The following is an 18,933-nucleotide window of genomic DNA, read 5'->3' as shown; positions in this document are numbered from 1 at the left end:
AGTGTCGGATATGGAAGGACTTGAGATATGGATCACAGGTCGTCAAGGAACCGGATGCCCTGTTTCGAAGGTCGTACTCCTGATCACACTGGGACCCGCAGGGCCGGTGCACCCAGCCCCAGTGTGCGGCGCTCGCGGACTACCATCACTGCATGACCCGTGTACTGCTCGCCGAGGACGACGCCTCCATCTCCGAGCCCCTGGCCCGCGCGCTGCGCCGGGAGGGATACGAGGTCGAGGTGCGCGAGGACGGCCCGGCCGCGCTCGAAGCCGGACTCGCGGGCGGCGTCGATCTGGTCGTACTGGATCTCGGACTGCCCGGCATGGACGGCCTGGAGGTCGCCAGACGGCTCCGCGCCGAGGGCCACACCGTGCCGATCCTGGTACTGACGGCCCGCGCGGACGAGGTGGACACGGTGGTCGGCCTGGACGCCGGCGCCGACGACTACGTCACCAAGCCCTTCCGGCTGGCCGAGCTGCTCGCCCGGGTCCGGGCCCTGCTCCGCCGCGGTGCCACGGAGCCCGCGCCCGCGCCCGCCACCCACGGCGTCCGCATCGACGTGGAGTCGCACCGCGCGTGGATGGGCGAGGAGGAGCTTCAGCTCACCGCCAAGGAATTCGATCTGCTGCGGGTCCTGGTCCGGGACGCCGGCCGGGTCGTCACCCGCGACCAGCTGATGCGCGAGGTCTGGGACACCACCTGGTGGTCCTCCACCAAGACCCTCGACATGCACATCTCCTGGCTCCGCAAGAAGCTCGGCGACGACGCCGCCAACCCCCGCTACATCGCCACCGTCCGGGGCGTCGGCTTCCGCTTCGAGAAGAGCTGACCATCACCGCCCGGAGGCACCCGTGCGCCGACGACTGATCAACTCCACCCTCGCCGTCGTCCTCGTCGTCATCGCAGTCTTCGGCGTCTCCCTCGTCATCGTCGAGACCCGCACCATCACCAGCAGCGCCCAGGAGAGCGTCGACGCCGAGGCCTACCGGCTCGCCAGCATCGTGGACAGCCTCCTCCTCGACGGCAAGCCGGTGAACCCCAACGTCATCGCCGACCAGAGCGGCGCGAAGCGGTACGCCCTCATCGAGATCCCCGGGCGCGCCCCCATCGAGATCGGCGACCGCCCCGACGGCGGCGTCATCCAGGGGAAGGCCACCGGCGAGCAGGGCGAGACGGTCGTCGTGGAGGAGCCCCGCTCCTCGATCACCAGGGAGGTCGGCGACAGTCTCCTGATCATCGGCGGCGTCGCCGTGATCGCCGTGGTCGCCGCGATCCTCCTCGCCGTGCGCCAGGCCAACCGGCTCGCCTCCCCGCTCACCGACCTCGCCGAGACCGCCGAGCGCCTGGGCTCCGGCGATCCGCGCCCCCGCCACCGCCGCTACGGAGTCCCCGAGCTGGACCGGGTCGCCGATGTCCTGGACGCCAGCGCCGAGCGGATCGGCCGGATGCTCACCGCCGAGAGACGGCTCGCCGCCGACGCCTCGCACCAGCTGCGCACCCCGCTGACCGCCCTCTCCATGCGGCTGGAGGAGATCTCCGCGACCGACGACCCCGCCACCGTCAAGGAGGAGGCGAGCGTCGCCCTCGCCCAGGTCGAGCGGCTCACCGACGTGGTCGAGCGGCTGCTGACCAACTCGCGCGACCCCCGGACCGGTTCCGCGATCGCCTTCGACCTGGACGAGGTCGTCCAGCAGCAGATGGCCGAGTGGCGCTCCGCGTACCGCAGCGCGGGCCGGGCCCTGGTCTGCTCCGGCAAGCAGGGCATGCGGGCCGTCGGCACCCCCGGGGCCGTGGCGCAGGTGCTCGCGGCGCTCATCGAGAACTCGCTGATGCACGGCGGCGGCACGGTGGCCCTCCGGACCAGGGTCACCGGCAACCAGTCCGTGATCGAGGTGACCGACGAGGGCCCCGGAGTCCCCGCCGACCTCGGGGCGCGGATCTTCGAGCGGAGCATCAGCGGACGGAACTCCACCGGCATCGGGCTCGCCGTCGCCCGCGATCTGGCGGAGGCCGACGGCGGCCGGCTGGAGATGCTGCAACAGCACCCGCCGGTGTTCGCCCTGTTCCTGAGCCGGGAGGCCCGTAAACGCGAGGAGCAGAAGCCCACCGTCCGCTGAGCCGGGCCCGGGACCTCAGAGGTGCCTCAGGGGTGCCTCAGGGACGTGGACCCACCGCGTCCGGCTCCCGGTGCTCCAGGAACGATTCAGCCGCCGGATCCGGCTCCTCCCGCTCCTCCGGAATCGCCCGGAACACCCACGTCCGGTACGACCAGAAGCGGAAGAGCGTCGCCACCCCGATGCCGAAGAACTTGAAGACATTGCTCTGGAGCCGGCCGTCCCAGCCGAAGCCGTAGGTCGCCGCGTAGAGAATGCCGTTCTCGATGACCATGCCGACCAGGCTGAACAGCAGGAACAGCGAGAGCTGACGCGTACGCCCGCTCTTGTCGCGGTCACGGTAGGTGAAGTACCGGTACCCCAGGTAGTTGAAGACGATGGCGACCGCGTTGGCGATCAGCGACGCCCGCACCACCGGCAGCTCCGTCGTCGCGCGCACCAGATTGAAGACCGCGAGGTTGACGACGACCCCCGCTCCCCCCACCGCCCCGAACTTGGCGACTTCGCGCATGAGCTGGTCGAACTGCATGCGCAGCGCTCCGCCACGTTCACTCATAGTGAGAGTCCAGCCCCATCGGATCGGTGTTTTCGACCCCGTCATGCTAACCAGCGGCCCGCCCGCCCGCCCGGGCACCCGAAGGATGGTGTGGCGAGCCCGTGACCGCGCGTGTGACGGTCCGTTACCGTGCGTACGGTCGACCGGCGGCCCGAAACGACCCCCGCCGTGGCCGATACGCTAGGGGGGTGACGTTCCCGGTAGTCGGCATGGTCGGCGGCGGTCAGCTCGCCCGTATGACCCACGAGGCGGGCATCCCCCTCGGCATTCGTTTCAAGCTCCTCAGCGACACCCCGCAGGACTCGGCGGCCCAGGTGGTCAGCGAAGTCGTCATCGGCGACTACCGCGACCAGGACACCCTGCGCGCCTTCGCCCGGGGCTGCGACGTGATCACCTTCGATCACGAGCATGTCCCGGTGGAGCATCTGCGCGCACTGGAGGCGGACGGCATCCCCGTCCGCCCCGGGCCCGAGGCGCTGCTCCACGCCCATGACAAGGGGGTGATGCGGGCCAGGCTGAGCGAGCTGGGCGTGCCCTGCCCGCGCCACCGGATCGTGGCCGACCCCGAGGACGCGGCGGCGTTCGCGGAGGAGGTCGGCGGCTTCCCCGTCATCCTCAAGACCGTGCGCGGCGGTTACGACGGCAAGGGCGTCTGGTTCGTCCGCACCCCTGCCGACGCGGTGGAGCCCTTCCGCGCGGGCGTGCCCGTCCTCGCCGAGGAGAAGGTCGACTTCGTCCGCGAGCTGGCCGCCAACATCGTCCGCTCCCCGCACGGACAGGCCGTCGCCTACCCCGTCGTCGAGTCCCGCCAGGTGGACGGCGTCTGCGACACCGTCATCGCCCCCGCGCCCGGACTGGACGAGGAACTCGCCGGCCAGGCGCAGCACCTCGCGCTCACCATCGCCGCCGAGCTGGGCGTCGTCGGCCATCTCGCGGTCGAGCTGTTCGAGACGACCGACGGCCGCATCCTCGTCAACGAACTCGCCATGCGCCCGCACAACTCCGGCCACTGGACCCAGGACGGGTCCATGACCTCGCAGTTCGCCAACCATGTACGGGCCGTGCTCGACCTCCCGCTGGGCGATCCGCGCCCGCGCGCGCCCTGGACCGTCATGTGCAATGTGCTCGGCGGCGACTATCCCGACATGTATCCGGCGTATCTGCATTGCATGGCACGCGATCCGCAGCTCAAGATTCACATGTACGGAAAAGACGTGAAGCCGGGCCGTAAGGTCGGCCACGTCAACACATACGGCGACGATCTCGCGGACGTCCTCGAACGTGCCCGCCACGCAGCCGATTACCTCAGAGGAACGATCACCGAATGAGCAGCACCGCTCCGCTTGTCGGCATTGTGATGGGCTCCGACTCCGACTGGCCCGTGATGGAGGCCGCCGCCATCGCCCTGGACGAGTTCGAGGTCCCCTACGAGGTCGACGTCCTCTCCGCGCACCGGATGCCGCACGAGATGATCGCGTACGGCGAGAGCGCGGACGCCCGCGGCCTGAAGGCGATCATCGCGGGCGCCGGCGGAGCGGCCCACCTTCCCGGCATGCTCGCCTCGGTCACCCCGCTGCCGGTGATCGGTGTCCCGGTGCCGCTGAAGTACCTGGACGGCATGGACTCGCTGATGTCGATCGTCCAGATGCCGGCGGGCGTGCCCGTCGCCACGGTCTCCGTCGCGGGATCGCGCAACGCGGGCCTGCTCGCGGTGCGCGTCCTCGCCGCCCACGACCCCGAGCTGCTGGCCCGGATGAAGGACTTCCAGCGGCAGCTGAACGAGCAGGCCACCGACAAGGGCAAACGACTGCGTGCGAAGGTCGAGGGCTCGTCCGCCTTCGGCTTCGGGAAGTAGAGCGCCGTGAACGCCCTGGACTCAGCCTCCGACCATCTCGGCCGCGCCCGCGAACTGCTCGCCGAGCACCCCGTGGTCGACGGCCACAACGACCTGCCCTGGGCGCTGCGCGAGAAGGCCGGCTACGACCTGGACCGCCTCGACATCTCCGGCGACCAGACCGGCCGGCTCCACACCGACCTCCCCCGGCTGCGCGCCGGCGGCGTCGGCGCGCAGTTCTGGTCGGTGTACGTACGCACCTCGATGACCGGCGACGACGCCGTCAGCGCCACCCTGGAGCAGATCGACGCCGTCTCCCGGCTGCTGGACCGCTACCCCGGGGATCTGGCCCGCGCCCTCACCGCCGACGACATGGAGCGGGCCCGCGAGAGCGGCCGGATCGCCTCCCTGATGGGGGCCGAGGGCGGCCACTCGATCAACAACTCCCTGGCCACCCTGCGCGCGTTCTACGAGCTGGGCGTGCGCTATCTGACGCTCACCCACAACGACAATGTGCCGTGGGCCGACTCGGCGACCGACGCGCCGGGCGTCGGCGGGCTCTCCGCCTTCGGCCGTGAGGTCGTACGGGAGATGAACCGGCTCGGCATGCTGGTCGACCTCTCCCACGTCGCCGCCACCACCATGCGCGACGCCCTGGAGACCTCGGCCGCGCCGGTGATCTTCTCGCACTCCTCCTCGCGCGCGGTCTGCGACCACGTCCGCAACATCCCCGACGACGTCCTGGCGCTGCTGCCCGGCAACGGCGGGATCGCGATGGCGACCTTCGTGCCGAAGTTCGTCCTCCCGGAAGCCGGTCAGTGGACGCTCGCGGCGGACGCGAACCTCCGGGCGCACGGCCTCGACCACCTGGACACCACCCCGGAGGCGATGAAGCTGCACGCCGCCTTCGAGGAGGCCAACCCCCGTCCGGTGGCGACCGCCGCCACGGTCGCCGACCATCTCGACCACATGCGCGAGATCGCGGGCATCGACCACCTCGGCATCGGCGGGGACTACGACGGCACCGCGTTCACCCCGTCCGGCCTGGACGATGTCGCGGGCTACCCCAACCTGCTCGCGGAACTCCTGCGCCGGGGCTGGTCCGAGTCCGACCTCGCCAAGCTCACCTGGCAGAACGCGGTCCGCGTGCTGCGCGACGCGGAGTCGGCCGCCCGTCACGCCCGCTCCCTGCGCGGTCCGTCGATCGCGACCATCGCCGAGCTGGACGGCTGAGGCCCTCAAGGCCCTCCGGGCGTACGGGAGACCGCTCACCGGTCCCCGTACGCCCGGTCACCAGATGTACGTCAGGAGCGCGGGCGGCCCATCGCCCGGTACACCCAGCCGGCCTCGCGCCACTTCACGGGGTCCAGCGCGTTCCGGCCGTCCAGCACGATCCGGTTCGTCACGGCCGCGCCCAGCTCCGCCGGGTCCAGCTCGCGGAACTCCCGCCACTCGGTCAGATGCAGCACCACGTCCGCGCCGCGCACCGCCGCCAGGGCCGAGTCCGCGTATCCCAGGGTCGGGAAGAGACCGCGCGCGTTCGCCATGCCCTTGGGGTCGTAGACGGTCACCTGGCCGCCCTGGAGATGGATCTGCCCCGCCACATTCAGCGCGGGGGAGTCCCGGACGTCGTCCGAGTCCGGCTTGAAGGTCGCGCCCAGCACCGCCACCCGCTTCCCCAGGAACGAGCCGCCGCCCACGGCCTCCCGCGCCAGCTCGACCATGTGGCCGCGCCGGCGCATATTGATGGAGTCGACCTCCCGCAGAAACGTCAGCGCCTGGTCCGCGCCCAGCTCCCCGGCGCGCGCCATGAAGGCGCGGATGTCCTTCGGCAGACAGCCGCCGCCGAAGCCGATGCCGGCCCGCAGGAACTTCGCGCCGATGCGCTCGTCGTGGCCGATGGCCTCCGCCAGCTTCATCACATCGCCGTCGGCCGCCTCGCACACCTCCGCCATCGCGTTGATGAAGGAGATCTTCGTCGCCAGGAAGGAGTTGGCCGCGGTCTTCACCAGCTCGGCCGTCGGGAAGTCCGTGACCACGAAGGGCGATCCGCCCGCGACCGGGGTGGCGTACACCTCGCGCAGCGTCCGCTCGGCCCGCTCGCTCTCCACGCCGACCACGATCCGGTCCGGGTGCAGGGTGTCGTCGACCGCGAAGCCCTCACGCAGGAACTCGGGGTTCCACGCCAGCTCCACATCGCCCGGCGCCTTCTCGGCCAGCAGCCGCGCCAGCCGCGCGGCGCTGCCCACCGGCACGGTCGACTTGCCGACCACCAGCGCGGGCCGCGTCAGCAGCGGCGCGAGGGTCGAGAAGGCCGCGTCGACGTACGACATGTCGCAGGCGTACTCCCCGTGCTTCTGCGGGGTGTTCACACAGACGAAGTGAACATCGCCGAACTCGGCGACCTGCTCCCACGAGTCCGTGAAGCGCAGCCGGCCGGTCGATCCCTCGATCCCTGCGACATGGCGGGAGAGGAGTTCCTCCAGGCCCGGCTCGTACATCGGCACCCGGCCGGCCGAGAGCATCGCGATCTTCTCGGGCACCACATCGAGCCCGAGCACCTCGAACCCCAGCTCCGCCATGGCCGCGGCGTGCGTCGCGCCGAGATAGCCGGTGCCGATCACAGTGATCCTGAGAGCCATGCGTGCTCCTGAGTGGTGTGGGAAGGGCGCTGCACGAGCATAGTCGGGCCCCCGCCGGGGCACGTTTGCCCCTGTCGCCAAGCTCACGTATGCCCATCGGGGGCCTGGCCTCTAAAGTTGGTTACTTAACGGTAGTTAGCTTCTGGGGAGTGAGAGAACGTGGCCTCGACCGGTAAGCCGGATTTCGACCTGTACCGCCCGTCCGAAGAGCACGACGCCCTCCGCGACGCCATCCGCTCGCTCGCCGAGGCGAAGATCCTGCCGCACGCCGCCGAGGTGGACGAGGACTCCCGCTTCCCGCAGGAGGCGCTCGACGCCCTCGTCGCCGGCGATCTGCACGCCATCCACGTACCCGAGGAGTACGGCGGCGCGGGCGCGGACGCGCTCGCCACGGTCATCGTCATCGAGGAGATCGCCCGGGTCTGCGCCTCCTCCTCGCTGATCCCGGCCGTCAACAAGCTCGGCTCCCTCCCGGTGATCCTCTCCGGCTCCGAGGAGCTGAAGCGCACCTACCTCCGCCCGCTCGCCGAGGGCTCCGCGATGTTCTCGTACTGTCTCTCCGAGCCGGACGCGGGCTCCGACGCGGCCGGCATGAAGACCAGGGCGGTCCGCGACGGAGACCACTACATCCTCAACGGCGTGAAGCGCTGGATCACCAACGCCGGAGTCTCCGAGTACTACACGGTCATGGCCGTCACCGACCCCGACAAGCGCTCCAAGGGCATCTCCGCCTTCGTGGTCGAGAAGTCCGACCCCGGGGTCTCCTTCGGGGCCCCCGAGAAGAAGCTCGGCATCAAGGGCTCCCCGACCCGCGAGGTCTACCTCGACAACGTCCGCATCCCCGCCACCCGCATGATCGGCGACGAGGGCACCGGCTTCGCCACCGCCATGAAGACCCTCGACCACACCCGCATCACCATCGCCGCCCAGGCCCTCGGCATCGCCCAGGGCGCCCTCGACTACGCCAAGGGCTACGTCAAGGAGCGCAAGCAGTTCGGCAAGCCCATCGCCGACTTCCAGGGCGTCCAGTTCATGCTCGCCGACATGGCCATGAAGCTCGAGGCCGCCCGCCAGCTCACCTACTCCGCCGCCGCCAAGTCCGAGCGCGTCGACGGCGACCTCACCTTCTTCGGCGCCGCCGCCAAGTGCTTCGCCTCCGACGTCGCCATGGAAGTCACCACCGACGCCGTCCAGCTCCTCGGCGGCTACGGCTACACCCGCGACTACCCCGTCGAGCGCATGATGCGCGACGCCAAGATCACCCAGATCTACGAGGGCACCAACCAGGTCCAGCGCATCGTGATGGCCCGCAACCTGCCTTAGCACAGCGCGGAGCGGGCCCCTCCGGTGTCCGGAGGGGCCCGCTCGGGCGCGTGCCGGGGTCAGTTGCCCGACACCGTCACCTTCTCGTCGTTCTGGATCTGCCCGACGATCTGGGCGACCTTGGCCTTGTCCCAGACCAGGTTCCCGCCCCGGCTCCCGGCGACGGGCATGTTCATCGACTTGCCGTCGCCGCCGGTGACGCCCTTCATGGCGAAGAACATCTGGCTCATGTCCCACAGGGACATGTCCTTGTCGACGACCAGGGTGTCGAGACCCGCGCCCAGCACCGGATAGAGGGTGAAGGGGTTGAGGATCGTCCCCGGCGTCGCCGTCTGGCTCGCCAGGGCCGCCAGGAACTTCTGCTGGTTCTTGGTCCGCGCGAGATCCGCCTCCGCGAAGGCGTACCGGGTGCGGACGAAGGCGAGCGCCTGCTCCCCGTCGAGCGTCTGCTTGCCCGCCGCGAAGTCCGCGCCGGACTTCTTGTCCTTGAACGCCTTGGGGATGTCCAGCTCCACCCCGCCGATCGCGTCCACCACATTCGCGAAGCCCGCGAAACCGATCTCCGCGTAGTGGTCGATGCGCAGATGCGTGTTGTGCTCGACGGTGCGCACCAGCAGCTCGGGGCCGTCCTCCGCGTACGCCGCGTTCAGCTTGACCCGGCGGCCCTGGGCCGGGAAGACCTTGCCGGACTGCGAGCCCTTGAAGGAGGGGATCTCCACGTCGGAGTCGCGCGGCAGCGAGATCATCGTCGTCCCGCCGGAGCAGTCGGCGAGGATCATCATCGAGTCGGTGCGCTTGCCCTCGGCCGAACCGGTGCGCAGCCGCTTCTTGTCCTCGGCCGACATGCCCTTGCGGCTGTCCGAGCCGACGATCAGATACGTCGTGCAGTCGTCGTCCTTCGGACGCTCGATGACCTTGGAGAGATCCACCTCGCGGCGGACCTGGCCGTCCGCCCAGAAGTAGGTGCCGACGGAGACCACCAGCAGCGTCCCCACCAGGACCAGCGAACCGATCTTTATCCGGCGACGCCAGTCGGGGGCCGGCTTCGGCGGCCCGGCGGGCGGCGGAGGCCCCGCGGGCCCCCCGCCGCCGGGGAAGCGGCTGCCGCCGCCGGCGCCCTGGCCGCCCGCGGGCGCGCCGTAGACCTGGCCCGTGTTGTAGCCGCTGTCATAGGGGGAGTGGTATCCGTCCTCGTACCCCTGCGACTGCTGCTGGGGGACCGGAGGGCGCTGCACATGGCGCATCGAGCGCGCGCCCTCGGGCTCCGAGCCCCGGCCGCCGCGTCCGTATCCATCGGGCCAATCGTTCATGACAACAAGTGTGCCGGGTCACAGCGGGCCGCCGACAGGGCGGGTGGCGAATCGGGCCGGGCCTGTAGCCAAGCTGATGCAATGCGCCGGTCGCGCCCCCGTCGGGCAACTGCGGCGACACCCCCGCTTATGGTGGAGAGCATGACAGACCAGCTCCCTCCGGACTCGGCGATCGAGGCCAAACCCACCTCGGCCTCCCGCACCACGCTGAGTCACATCATGACCGGCAATGACACCAACCTCCTGGGCACGGTGCACGGCGGTGTGATCATGAAGCTGGTGGACGACGCGGCGGGCGCGGTCGCCGGCCGGCACTCCGGGGGCCCCGCCGTCACCGCCTCCATGGACGAGATGGTCTTTCTGGAGCCGGTCCGGGTGGGCGATCTGGTCCATGTGAAGGCCCAGGTCAACTGGACCGGACGCTCCTCCATGGAGGTCGGGGTCCGGGTACTGGCCGAGCGCTGGAACGAGTCGACCCCCGCCCAGCAGGTCGGCTCCGCCTATCTCGTCTTCGCCGCCGTCGACGCCGAGGGCAAGCCCCGGGCCGTCCCCCCGGTGCGCCCGGAGACCGAGCGCGACCGCCGCCGCCACCAGGAGGCCCAGATCCGCCGTACGCACCGGCTGGCCCGCCGCCGCGCCATCATGGAGCTGCGCGAGCGCCGCGCCGCCGAGGGCATGCAGGACTGAGCGCGCCCCGCTCTAGGGACAGGTCACCTCGTCGCCGGTGACCGCGCCGAATTCGCCCTGGTGGGCGTCCTGCGCCCGGACCGGGGTCACCCCCCGGTAATCCGCGCCCGCCGTCACCCGCAGCGTCCGCCCCTGCCCCTTCACGGCCCGGATCTCACAGCCGCGCAGCGCCGTCGCCAGCGTCCGCGCAGAGCGGTCCCAGCGGGGGTCGTACGAGATGAAGGTGCGCTCCACCTCGGGGCTGTCCCCGTTCAGCGGGGTACGGGTGGTGTTGAAGCCGGTGGCCCGCAGCGCGCCGTCCACCCGGCGGCCGAGTCCGTCCTCGCCGGTGCCGTTGTAGACCTGCACCCGGATCTGCTGCGGGGAGACGTCCACCAGCGTCGCGCGGGCCTTGCGGGCGCGGGCCGGGGCCAGCGGCCGGTCCTCGCGGATCATCCGGAAGAGCCGCTGGGACTTGGCGGGGTCCCACTTCACGGCCGAGCCGACGCCCTTCACGGTGCCCATCGAGCCGATCGGCACGGAGGTGAACTCCGACGAGGCCGCCGAGAAGCCGCGCATCGCCCGGCCCAGCGCGAGCATCTCCTCGGTGCCGAACCCCTCGTCCGCCCGTACCGAGCCGAGCATGGTGGTGGCCACCTTCCGGAACCGCACCGGGTTGAGCAGCATCCCGCTGCTGGTCGCCCGCTCGATGAGAGAGGCCACGAACCGCTGCTGGCGCTGCATCCGCCCCAGGTCGGACGCGATGTCCACATGGCGGGAGCGGACGTACTGAAGGGCCTGCCCGCCGTTCAGCTCATGGCTGCCGGCCGGGAGGTTCAGCCCGGTGTAGCGGTCGGACATCGGCTGACTGGTGCAGATCCGGACACCGCCGACGGCGTCGACCGTCTTCATGAAGCTGGTGAAGTCGACCTCCAGATAGTGGTCGATCTTGACCTTGGTCATGTGCTCGACCGTGCGCACGGTCAGCGAGGGCCCGCCCTCCGCGTAGGCGGCGTTCAGCTTCACCGGCCGGGCCGGGCGCTTCTGCCCGGTGGCCCGGTCGGTGTACGCCGGGATCTCGGCGTAGCTGTCGCGCGGCAAGGAGACCACGCTCGCCCGCCGGCTGTCCCGGGAGATGTGCACGAGCATGATCGTGTCCGTGCAGTGGCAGGGCGCGCCGCCGAGCCGGAACTTCTTCTTCTGCTCCGGGGTGATCCGCTCCCGTCCGTCGGTGCCGACGAGCAGCAGATTCATGCCGTGCCCGCCCTCGGGCCGGTTCTTCATGTCCCGGAAGGGGTCCACCCGGCTGATCCCGGTGTCCAGACCGGTCAGCATCGCGTGCCCGATCGCGCCCGCGCCGAGCACCAGCACCGAGAGCGCGGTCGCCGCCCGCAGCCCCCAGCGGGGTCTGGTGACCACCGGCCGTCTGGTCCTGGGCCCTGGGTTCGGCCGGGGACGGGGGGAGCGGGACGGCGTGGTCACGAGGGGGACACCTCCGCGGGCGACGGGGGGAGGAGGGGGCGGCCGGGGAACGGACGCCCGAACGACGGCGGCCGGCGGCGGCCGGCGACGGATGACGGTGGATGGCGACGGATGACGGCCGACGACCGGAGGCGACTGCCGGGGCACTGCGGAAGACAGCGGACGACCGGGCCGGTGTCCGATCGCGGCGAACGGGGGAACGAGCACACCGTAGGCCCATACGATGGGCTGCCCGCGCCACCGACCGGCCGCCGCGCGTCCGTGTCCCCCATTCGCGGTAACGTGGCGACTGATGAACGCCACGCCCCCCGTCTCCGTGATCATGCCGGTCCTCAATGAGGAGCGGCATCTGCGCAACTCGGTCCGTCACATCCTTGAGCAGGAGTACGACGGCGAGATGGAGGTGGTGATCGCGCTCGGCCCGTCCACGGACCGCACCGACGAGATCGCCGCCGAGTTGGTCCGGGAGGACCCCCGGGTCCACACCGTCCCCAATCCCACCGGCCGTACCCCGGCAGCGCTCAACGCCGCGATCGAGGCCTCGCGTCACCCGATCGTGGTACGCGTCGACGGTCACGGGATGCTCTCCGCGAACTACATCGCCACCGCCGTACGGCTCCTGGAGGAGACTGGCGCGCAGAATGTCGGCGGCATCATGCACGCCGAGGGCGAGAACGACTGGGAGCACGCCGTCGCCGCCGCCATGACCTCGAAGATTGGCGTGGGGAACGCGGCCTTCCACACCGGTGGCACGGCCGGCCCCGCCGAGACCGTCTATCTGGGGGTCTTCCGGCGCGAGGCGCTGGAGCGGCAGGGCGGCTACAACGTGGAGTTCATCCGCGCCCAGGACTGGGAGCTGAACTTCCGCATCCGCGAGGCCGGCGGGCTGATCTGGTTCTCCCCCGAGCTGCGGGTGCGGTACCGCCCCCGTCCCTCGGTCCGGGCGCTCGCCAAGCAGTACAAGGACTACGGGCGCTGGCGGCATGTGGTGGCCCGCTACCACCAGGGTTCGATCAATCTCCGCTATCTCGCCCCGCCCGTCGCGGTCTGCGCGATCGCGGCGGGTCTCGTGGTCGGCGCGGTGCTGACCCCCTGGGGTCTGATCGTGCCCGGCGGCTATCTGGCGGCGATCACGGCCGGTTCCCTGCCCGCGGGCAGGGGGCTGCCGCTGAAGGCCCGGCTCCGGATCCCGCTGGCGCTGGCGACCATGCACATGTCGTGGGGCTTCGGCTTCCTCACCAGCCCGCGCTCCCTGGCGAGGAAGGTCATCGCCAGCCGCCGCCCGGCGGTGGGGACCACGACCGTCTGACCCGGCCGCCCCGGGCGCCCGGCCCCTGTCTCACCTGGCGCACACCTGCTTGTCGGCCTCCACCTTCTTCACCCCCGCCGGGGCCTTCGCCGGCGCGGCGATGGGCGTGCCGGCGGCCTTGAAGTCGCCGCCCAGCGTCAGCGTCATCGCCTGGAGCCCCTCGGCGTCCACGGTGCCCGGCCGCAGGCCGGAGGCGGGCAGCCCCAGCATGTCGGCGAGCGCGCGGGCCTGGTCGGCCTGGTTCGGCGCGTACTCCAGCGTCGTTCTGGCCGCCTTCTGGGGGGCGTTGCTCTTGTTGGCGGACTTCAGCACGCCCTTGACGGTCTGGAGCCAGCCGAGGGTCGTCTGCGCCGCGCCGTTGACGGAGCTGCCGTTGTAGACGTCGACCCGGATCTCGGAAGGCTGGGCGCGCTCGCCCTTGAGCAGGGCCTTCTGCTTCTCCTCGGCGGCCTTCTCGGCCTTCTTCTCCTTCTTCTTCACCTCGGTGAAGGAGACGTCGTCGGCCAGCATGGCGAAGACCTGCGGCGCTTCCACCGGGTTCAGGACGACGGTCGCCTTGACGGGCCCCTCGGCGGGGTTGTCGATCACCGGGACCGTCATGAGGCTGATGTTCTTGACGTCGATGCCGCCCAACTCCTTGGCGAGGGCGGTCAGCTTCGGGACGTCGCCTATCCCGGTGTCCACGGTGAGCGCCTTCGTCATCGAGTCCGCCAGGCCGAACATCGCCTTCGGGTCGCCCAGGACGTCGTTCTTCATCCGGCGGATCATCGAGGCGACGAACTGCTGCTGCACCGCGATCCGGTCGAGATCGCTGTCGTTCTGGAGCCCGTGCCGGTTGCGGACGAAGGCGAGCGCCTGCTCGCCCTGGACGCGGTGCGGGCCCGCCGCGAGATCCAGCTCGGACTCGTCGTCCTTCATCGGCTTGTCCAGACAGATGTCCACCCCGCCGATGGCGGTCGTCAGCGTCTTGACGGCGTTGAAGTCGACCATCATGAAGTGGTCCATCGGCAGACCGGTGATCGCCTTCACCGTGCGCATGGTGCAGCCGGGGTCGCGCCCCTGCTGCCCGAAGGACTCGTTGAACCGGGTGGCCGGCTGAGCCGGGACGACCTTGGTCGAGCCGTCCGGCTGCTTGGTGGGGCACTCCGGGATGTCGATCACCAGATCGCGCGGGATGCTGATCGCCGTGGCGTTGGTGCGGTCGGCGGAGACATGGAAGAGGAAGGTGGTGTCGGCGTGGCCCGCGCTGCCCTTGTCGCCGTACCCCTCGTTCCCCTTGCCGGTGCGCTTGTCGGTGCCGATCACCAGGATGTTGAGGGGCCCGTCCTTCAGCCCCCGGCCGCTGAGCGCGTCGCCGACGTCGATCGCGTTGAGGTTGCCGTTGAGCCGGTCGTAGAGCAGATAGCCGCCGATGGAGCCGCCGACCAGCAGAAGGCCCAGGACGCCGCCGGTCCACATCAGCGCCTTGCTCTTGGCCGGCTTTCTGGTCCTGCGCCCGCGCCGCCCGGAGCCGCCGGTTCTGCCGTCCTCCGAGGGGCGCGCGCTCCGTCTGCCGCGCTGGCCCGGGACCGAGGGCGCGGGGCGCGCGGGCGCGGGGACGGCGCCCCGGTGCCCGGCGTCCTGGCGCGGTACGGAATCGTCCAGTCGGAGTTCGTAGGTGCCGGTCTGGGGATTGAGCACCCACTGGTCGGCGGGGTCGATCCCGTCCGCCCGGCCACGGCTCTGTGCGTCCACGGTCGCTTGAGTCCTCCGTCGGTCCCGCGCGCGTTGCCTCTCCCCCTCAGGAGACGCTCGGTTCATCGATCCGGCCGGGTGCGAGGTGGCTTCCCGCAGTGCCGGATCTCGTCACACTATCCGCACTGTTCGGCGCTCGGCGACATCCATCACAAATCCCGCGCACCCTACACCTGGGCAATCTGCCCACAGCTCGGGGAAATTCAGCCGGATGACGGCCGAAGTTTTACGGGAAGGGGCCCGGGACGCATGCGCGAAACGGGCCCCTTCGGCAGTGGCCCATTACCAGGTGAAGCCCGGCTGAACCTTCATGCACGCCTTGGTGTCGCTGCCGTTGAGGGCCTCGGCGGAGTCGGGAGTCTTGTCCCCGTCCACGGCCCCGGGAAAGGCTTCGCCGATAGGCCAGTCCGCGCCCACGGTCAGTGAGATGCCGGTGACATCAGTCGATTTCCGTACCGAGGACACCGGAATCCCCAGGGCCTTGGCGACCGCCTGGGCGTCGCCCTCCAGCTCCGCGTTGGAGAACTGGACGACCGTCTTGGGCAGGGGGTTTCCGGCGATGTCCGCCACGGCCTGGGTGAAGCCCCTGGCCTGCAACGCGGCGGTGACCTCGGTGGCCCTTCCCTTCAGGGGAAGCTGTCCGTCGCCGCCGGTGCCGTTGCGCACCTGTACGGGGATGTCGGCCGGTGCGGCGGCCTGGTCCTTCGGCTTCGCGGGGGCCGCTTTCTTTTTCTTCGGCTTTCCCTTGCCGTCGAGCGGGATGTCCTCCCGGATCATCCGGAACACCTGTTCTGCTTCACCGGGCTTGGGTTCGACTTTGCCGGTGTAGTTCGGCCTTTTCGAATAAACGCTCGGCATCTTTGCCATGGTGATCCGATGAGTGGGCACGCTCTTGAGGGCATTGCCGAGGTCGAGGAGACTGGCGACCGACTCGATGCCCTTGTCCACGGTGAGCGAGTCAATGGCGGCCTCGGCGAGCTTGCGCAGCTTGTTCGGGTCGGTGAGTTTGGCGTTCTTTCGCAGCTGGCGCACCATCGAGTTCATATACATGTGCTGGGCGCGGGCCCGCGCGAGATCGGTTCCGTCCTCGAATCCATAGCGGGTGCGGAGCCATTGGAGCGCCTGCTCGCCCTTGACGAAGCTGGTGCCCGCCTCCAGCTTCAGACCGGATCCCTGCCCCTTGCTGTTGCGGGAGTGAACACGGTCGCTGACGCAGACCGGGACGCCGCCGATGGCGTCCGCCATGGAGACCACGCCCGCGAAGTCGATCAGCATGAAGTGGTCGATGGTGATGCCGGTCAGCTCGTACCAGGTGGCCACCGTGCAGCCGGGGCCGCCGCGGCTCAGCGACTCATTGGTCTGGGCCCACGCCCGCGCGGGGTGGATCTGGCCGGTCTCCGGGTCCTGGCACTCGGGGATCTTCAGCATGGTGTCGCGCGGCATGCTGATCACGGAGATGTTGGAGCGGTCCGCCGACACATGGAGCAGCATCTGCACATCGGCGAGCGGCTTGCCGTTGAAGGTCTCCTTCGCGCCGCCGAGCTTCTGGTTCGCCTTGCTGTCGCGGGCGTCGGAGCCGATGAGGAGGATGTTCAGCGGGGTCTGCCCGTCGGCGTTGGCCCGGTGGACCGGCATCTTCGCGCCGAGGGTCAGCTCCTTCTTCTTGATCTTCCCGTTGAGGTTCTCGTAGTACAGATAACCGGCCGCCGCCGTCACGAGTATCAGCAGCGACAGCACGGCCGCGGTCCACCGCAGCACCCGGCGCTTCCCGCGCCGGGGCGGCCGTTCGCCGCCGCCCGGCGGCCGTCCGCCGCGCGGACCGGGGACCGTACCGCCGCCGGCCGGGCCGGTGTCACGCGCTCGCGGGACGCGATCCGGGCTCTGGCTCCCGTGCGCGCTGTTCCGTCCCACCCCTGAGTCCCCCTGTCATGCGCGATGAGCGACGGGGGTGTTCCCGTGTCATCCGGCGCACACCTTCTTGTCGGCTTCGACCTTCTGGACACCGTCCGGCGTCTTCGCCACTCCGGTGATGGGCACCCCCGCGCCCTTGAAGTCCGCGCCGAGGACGAGCGTCATCGCCTCAAGGGCCTCGGCGTCCTCGGTGCCCGGCTTCATCGCCGTGGCCGGCAGACCCATCAGATCCGCGAGCTTGCGGGCCTGGTCCGCCTGGTTGGGCGCGTACTCGAGTGTGGTCTTGGGCGCCTTGGCGGGGGCGTTGCCCTCATTGCTGGACTTCATCACGCTCTGGTCGTTCTGGAGCCAGGTCAGCGTCGCCAGGGCCACACCCTGGGTCCCGCTGCCGTTGTAGATCTTGACCCTGACATCGGCCGCCTCGGCGCGGTCGCCCTTGAGCAGGGCGTTCTGCTTCTCCTTGGCGGCCTTCTGCTCCTTCTTCTCCTTCTGCTTCACCTCGGTGAGCGAGATGTCGTTCTGGATCATGGAGAAGAGCGGCGCGGCCTTGGCCTCGTTGAGCAGCACGCTGGACTTGTCGGGGCTGTCGTCGACCGGGACCGTGGCGAAGGTGATGTTCTTCGGATCCACCTCGGCCAGCTCCATGCCGAGCTCCTGGAGCTTCTCGATGCTGCCTATCCCGGTGTCGACGGTGAGCGCCTTGGTCGCGGCGTTCGCCAGGTCCCACATCTTCGTGGGGCTGGTCAGGGTGTCGCTGGACTTCATCTTGCGGATCATGGAGCTGAGGAACTGCTGCTGGATCTCGATCCGGCTGAGATCGCTGCCGAAGCCGACCGTGTAGCGGGTGCGGACGAAGGCGAGCGCCTGCTCCCCCTTGATCACATGGGTGCCGCGCGTGAGCTTGAGCTTGGACTTCGGGTCGTTGATGTCCTTGGCGAGACAGACCTCGACCCCGCCGACCGCCGTCGACATCGTCTTGACCGCGTTGAAGTCGGCCATCATGAAGTGGTCGACGGTGACCCCGGTGAGCTCCTTGACCGCGCGCATCGTGCAGCCCGGGTCGCGGCCCTCCTGGCCGAGGCTCTCGTTGAACTTGGTGTTCCGCGAGCCGGGGATGGTGACGGTGCCCTTGTCGGTCTTGGTCTCGCAGGCGGGTATGTCGGCGATCAGATCGCGCGGTATGGAGAGCGCGGTGGCGTTGGTGCGGTCCTTGGAGACATGGAAGAGGATCGTGGTGTCGGCGTGGCCGGCGCTGTTGGGGTCGCCGTAGGAGCCATTGCCCTTGCCGGTCCGCTTGTCCGTGCCGATGACCAGGATGTTGACGGCCTTGTCCTTCTTGAAGCCGCCGGATCCCGCGCCGGGCACCGCGATGGTGTTGAGGTTCGAGTTCAGCCGGTCATAGGCGAGGTACGCGCCCACCGAGCCGACGACGACGGTGAAGCCGAGGACTCCGCCCGTCCACATCAGCACCTTCTTCTTGCCGGACTTGGCAGGTTTGCCGGGCTTACTGGCCTTGCCCCGCTTGCGCCGCCCCGGGCCCTGGGCGTTCGCGCCCCCGGCGGGCTGGCCGGAGCGGCCGGCCTGGCGGTTCGCCGCCCGGCCGCCCGAGCGGCGCGAGCGCTGTTCGGGCACCTCGGCCCCGGACGACGGGTTCCCGTCGCCCTCGGGCCCGCCCCGGCCGCCGCCGGGGTCACCCGGCGTACGCGGCCCCGGGACGCCCGGAGTGCCCGGCCCGTCGCCGAAGCCGTCCGCCGCCGGAGCGGCCGGAGACTGCGCTGCGGAGTTGTCCAGTCGCAGTTCGTATTGGCCGGTTTCCGGGTTGAGTACCCATTGGTCGGCGGGATCGAAGTCGTCCGCCTGCCCACGGCTCTGCGCATCCACGGTTTTCTGAATCCTCCGTCGCTGCCACGCGAAGCGCCTCCCCCGGATGGCGCTCGGTCTCTCTCGGTCCGGCGGTGTGATCGCACGGGGCCGGAGAACCGGATCGCGTCACACTATCCGCCCAGTTCACAGTGGGTCGACGCCCATGACAAATTCCACATAACTTACAT

The 18,933-nt window shown here is 70.1% G+C and carries 15 protein-coding genes; 8 read left to right on the top strand and 7 right to left on the bottom strand.

Annotated features, from left to right (window positions below):
• The first annotated feature begins 152 nt into the window (after positions 1-152).
• On the top strand, positions 153-830 hold the full coding sequence (locus ABD371_RS00175) for a response regulator transcription factor (RefSeq protein WP_190126986.1): 678 nt from the start codon (positions 153-155) through the stop codon (positions 828-830).
• 22 nt (positions 831-852) lie between these two features.
• Positions 853-2,118, top strand: a complete 1,266-nt coding sequence (locus ABD371_RS00170) for an ATP-binding protein (protein ID WP_344471246.1) — start codon at positions 853-855, stop codon at positions 2,116-2,118.
• A 37-nt stretch (positions 2,119-2,155) separates the two neighbouring features.
• Here the strand turns inward: ABD371_RS00170 and ABD371_RS00165 are convergent, their stop codons facing one another.
• Positions 2,156-2,671 carry a GtrA family protein gene (locus ABD371_RS00165; RefSeq protein ID WP_344471244.1) on the bottom strand — a complete coding sequence of 172 codons (516 nt, stop codon included), beginning with the start codon at positions 2,669-2,671 and terminating at the stop codon, positions 2,156-2,158.
• Positions 2,672-2,859: 188 nt separating this feature from the next.
• On the opposite strand from ABD371_RS00165, the gene ABD371_RS00160 reads away from it, so the two are divergent.
• Genes ABD371_RS00160 through ABD371_RS00150 form a run of 3 tightly spaced genes read left to right on the top strand, consistent with a single transcriptional unit; the run spans position 2,860 to position 5,738 of the window.
• Positions 2,860-3,999 carry a 5-(carboxyamino)imidazole ribonucleotide synthase gene (locus ABD371_RS00160; protein ID WP_344471242.1) on the top strand — a complete coding sequence of 380 codons (1,140 nt, stop codon included), beginning with the start codon at positions 2,860-2,862 and terminating at the stop codon, positions 3,997-3,999.
• Entirely contained in the window at positions 3,996-4,526 is a 531-nt protein-coding gene (gene purE, locus ABD371_RS00155; RefSeq protein WP_344471240.1) for a 5-(carboxyamino)imidazole ribonucleotide mutase, read from the top strand. The genes ABD371_RS00160 and purE overlap by 4 nt, the downstream gene beginning before the upstream one ends.
• A 6-nt stretch (positions 4,527-4,532) precedes the next feature.
• Positions 4,533-5,738 (top strand): dipeptidase, encoded by a 1,206-nt coding sequence (locus ABD371_RS00150; protein ID WP_381735122.1) that lies wholly within the window; start codon positions 4,533-4,535, stop codon positions 5,736-5,738.
• Positions 5,739-5,809: 71 nt separating this feature from the next.
• Here the strand turns inward: ABD371_RS00150 and ABD371_RS00145 are convergent, their stop codons facing one another.
• Complete coding sequence (locus ABD371_RS00145; protein ID WP_344471238.1) at positions 5,810-7,147, bottom strand: UDP-glucose dehydrogenase family protein; 1,338 nt, start codon at positions 7,145-7,147, stop codon at positions 5,810-5,812.
• Between the two features lie 159 nt (positions 7,148-7,306).
• On the opposite strand from ABD371_RS00145, the gene ABD371_RS00140 reads away from it, so the two are divergent.
• Positions 7,307-8,470 carry an acyl-CoA dehydrogenase gene (locus ABD371_RS00140; protein WP_344471237.1) on the top strand — a complete coding sequence of 388 codons (1,164 nt, stop codon included), beginning with the start codon at positions 7,307-7,309 and terminating at the stop codon, positions 8,468-8,470.
• 59 nt (positions 8,471-8,529) lie between these two features.
• Here ABD371_RS00140 and ABD371_RS00135 read toward each other — a convergent pair whose 3' ends face one another.
• Positions 8,530-9,780: an LCP family protein gene (locus ABD371_RS00135; protein WP_344471236.1), complete on the bottom strand. Its 1,251-nt coding sequence runs from the start codon at positions 9,778-9,780 to the stop codon at positions 8,530-8,532.
• 141 nt (positions 9,781-9,921) lie between these two features.
• Here ABD371_RS00135 and ABD371_RS00130 point away from each other — a divergent pair, with 141 nt between their 5' ends.
• Positions 9,922-10,467, top strand: coding sequence for an acyl-CoA thioesterase (locus ABD371_RS00130; RefSeq protein ID WP_344471235.1), 546 nt, complete (start codon positions 9,922-9,924; stop codon positions 10,465-10,467).
• Between the two features lie 12 nt (positions 10,468-10,479).
• Here ABD371_RS00130 and ABD371_RS00125 read toward each other — a convergent pair whose 3' ends face one another.
• On the bottom strand, positions 10,480-11,928 hold the full coding sequence (locus tag ABD371_RS00125) for an LCP family protein (RefSeq protein ID WP_465270039.1): 1,449 nt from the start codon (positions 11,926-11,928) through the stop codon (positions 10,480-10,482).
• 292 nt (positions 11,929-12,220) lie between these two features.
• Between ABD371_RS00125 and ABD371_RS00120 the strand changes: the two genes are divergently transcribed.
• Positions 12,221-13,237: a glycosyltransferase family 2 protein gene (locus ABD371_RS00120; protein WP_344471234.1), complete on the top strand. Its 1,017-nt coding sequence runs from the start codon at positions 12,221-12,223 to the stop codon at positions 13,235-13,237.
• A 30-nt stretch (positions 13,238-13,267) separates the two neighbouring features.
• On the opposite strand, the gene ABD371_RS00115 is transcribed toward ABD371_RS00120, so the two are convergent.
• The 3 genes from ABD371_RS00115 to ABD371_RS00105 all read right to left on the bottom strand — a co-directional run bounded on the left by ABD371_RS00115 (position 13,268) and on the right by ABD371_RS00105 (position 18,763).
• Positions 13,268-14,971 carry an LCP family protein gene (locus ABD371_RS00115; RefSeq protein ID WP_344471232.1) on the bottom strand — a complete coding sequence of 568 codons (1,704 nt, stop codon included), beginning with the start codon at positions 14,969-14,971 and terminating at the stop codon, positions 13,268-13,270.
• Positions 14,972-15,253: 282 nt separating this feature from the next.
• Complete coding sequence (locus ABD371_RS00110; protein WP_381735118.1) at positions 15,254-16,729, bottom strand: LCP family protein; 1,476 nt, start codon at positions 16,727-16,729, stop codon at positions 15,254-15,256.
• Positions 16,730-16,930: 201 nt separating this feature from the next.
• On the bottom strand, positions 16,931-18,763 hold the full coding sequence (locus ABD371_RS00105) for an LCP family protein (RefSeq protein ID WP_344471229.1): 1,833 nt from the start codon (positions 18,761-18,763) through the stop codon (positions 16,931-16,933).
• Positions 18,764-18,933: the final 170 nt, after the last annotated feature.

It is taken from the genome of Streptomyces amakusaensis (genome assembly GCF_039532665.1).
Lineage (GTDB): Bacteria > Actinomycetota > Actinomycetes > Streptomycetales > Streptomycetaceae > Streptomyces > Streptomyces amakusaensis.
The sequence above is the reverse complement of the archived record's forward strand: the minus strand, read 5'-3'. Positions and strand labels throughout refer to the sequence as shown.

What these genes read in the sequence shown, in the direction of transcription:
- ABD371_RS00175 (WP_190126986.1), top strand. Translation starts at nt 153, where the DNA reads ATGACCCGTGTACTGCTCGCCGAGGACGACGCCTCCATCTCCGAGCCC.
- ABD371_RS00165 (WP_344471244.1), bottom strand. Translation starts at nt 2,671, where the DNA reads ATGAGTGAACGTGGCGGAGCGCTGCGCATGCAGTTCGACCAGCTCATG.
- purE (WP_344471240.1), top strand. Translation starts at nt 3,996, where the DNA reads ATGAGCAGCACCGCTCCGCTTGTCGGCATTGTGATGGGCTCCGACTCC.
- ABD371_RS00145 (WP_344471238.1), bottom strand. Translation starts at nt 7,147, where the DNA reads ATGGCTCTCAGGATCACTGTGATCGGCACCGGCTATCTCGGCGCGACG.
- ABD371_RS00135 (WP_344471236.1), bottom strand. Translation starts at nt 9,780, where the DNA reads ATGAACGATTGGCCCGATGGATACGGACGCGGCGGCCGGGGCTCGGAG.
- ABD371_RS00130 (WP_344471235.1), top strand. Translation starts at nt 9,922, where the DNA reads ATGACAGACCAGCTCCCTCCGGACTCGGCGATCGAGGCCAAACCCACC.
- ABD371_RS00120 (WP_344471234.1), top strand. Translation starts at nt 12,221, where the DNA reads ATGAACGCCACGCCCCCCGTCTCCGTGATCATGCCGGTCCTCAATGAG.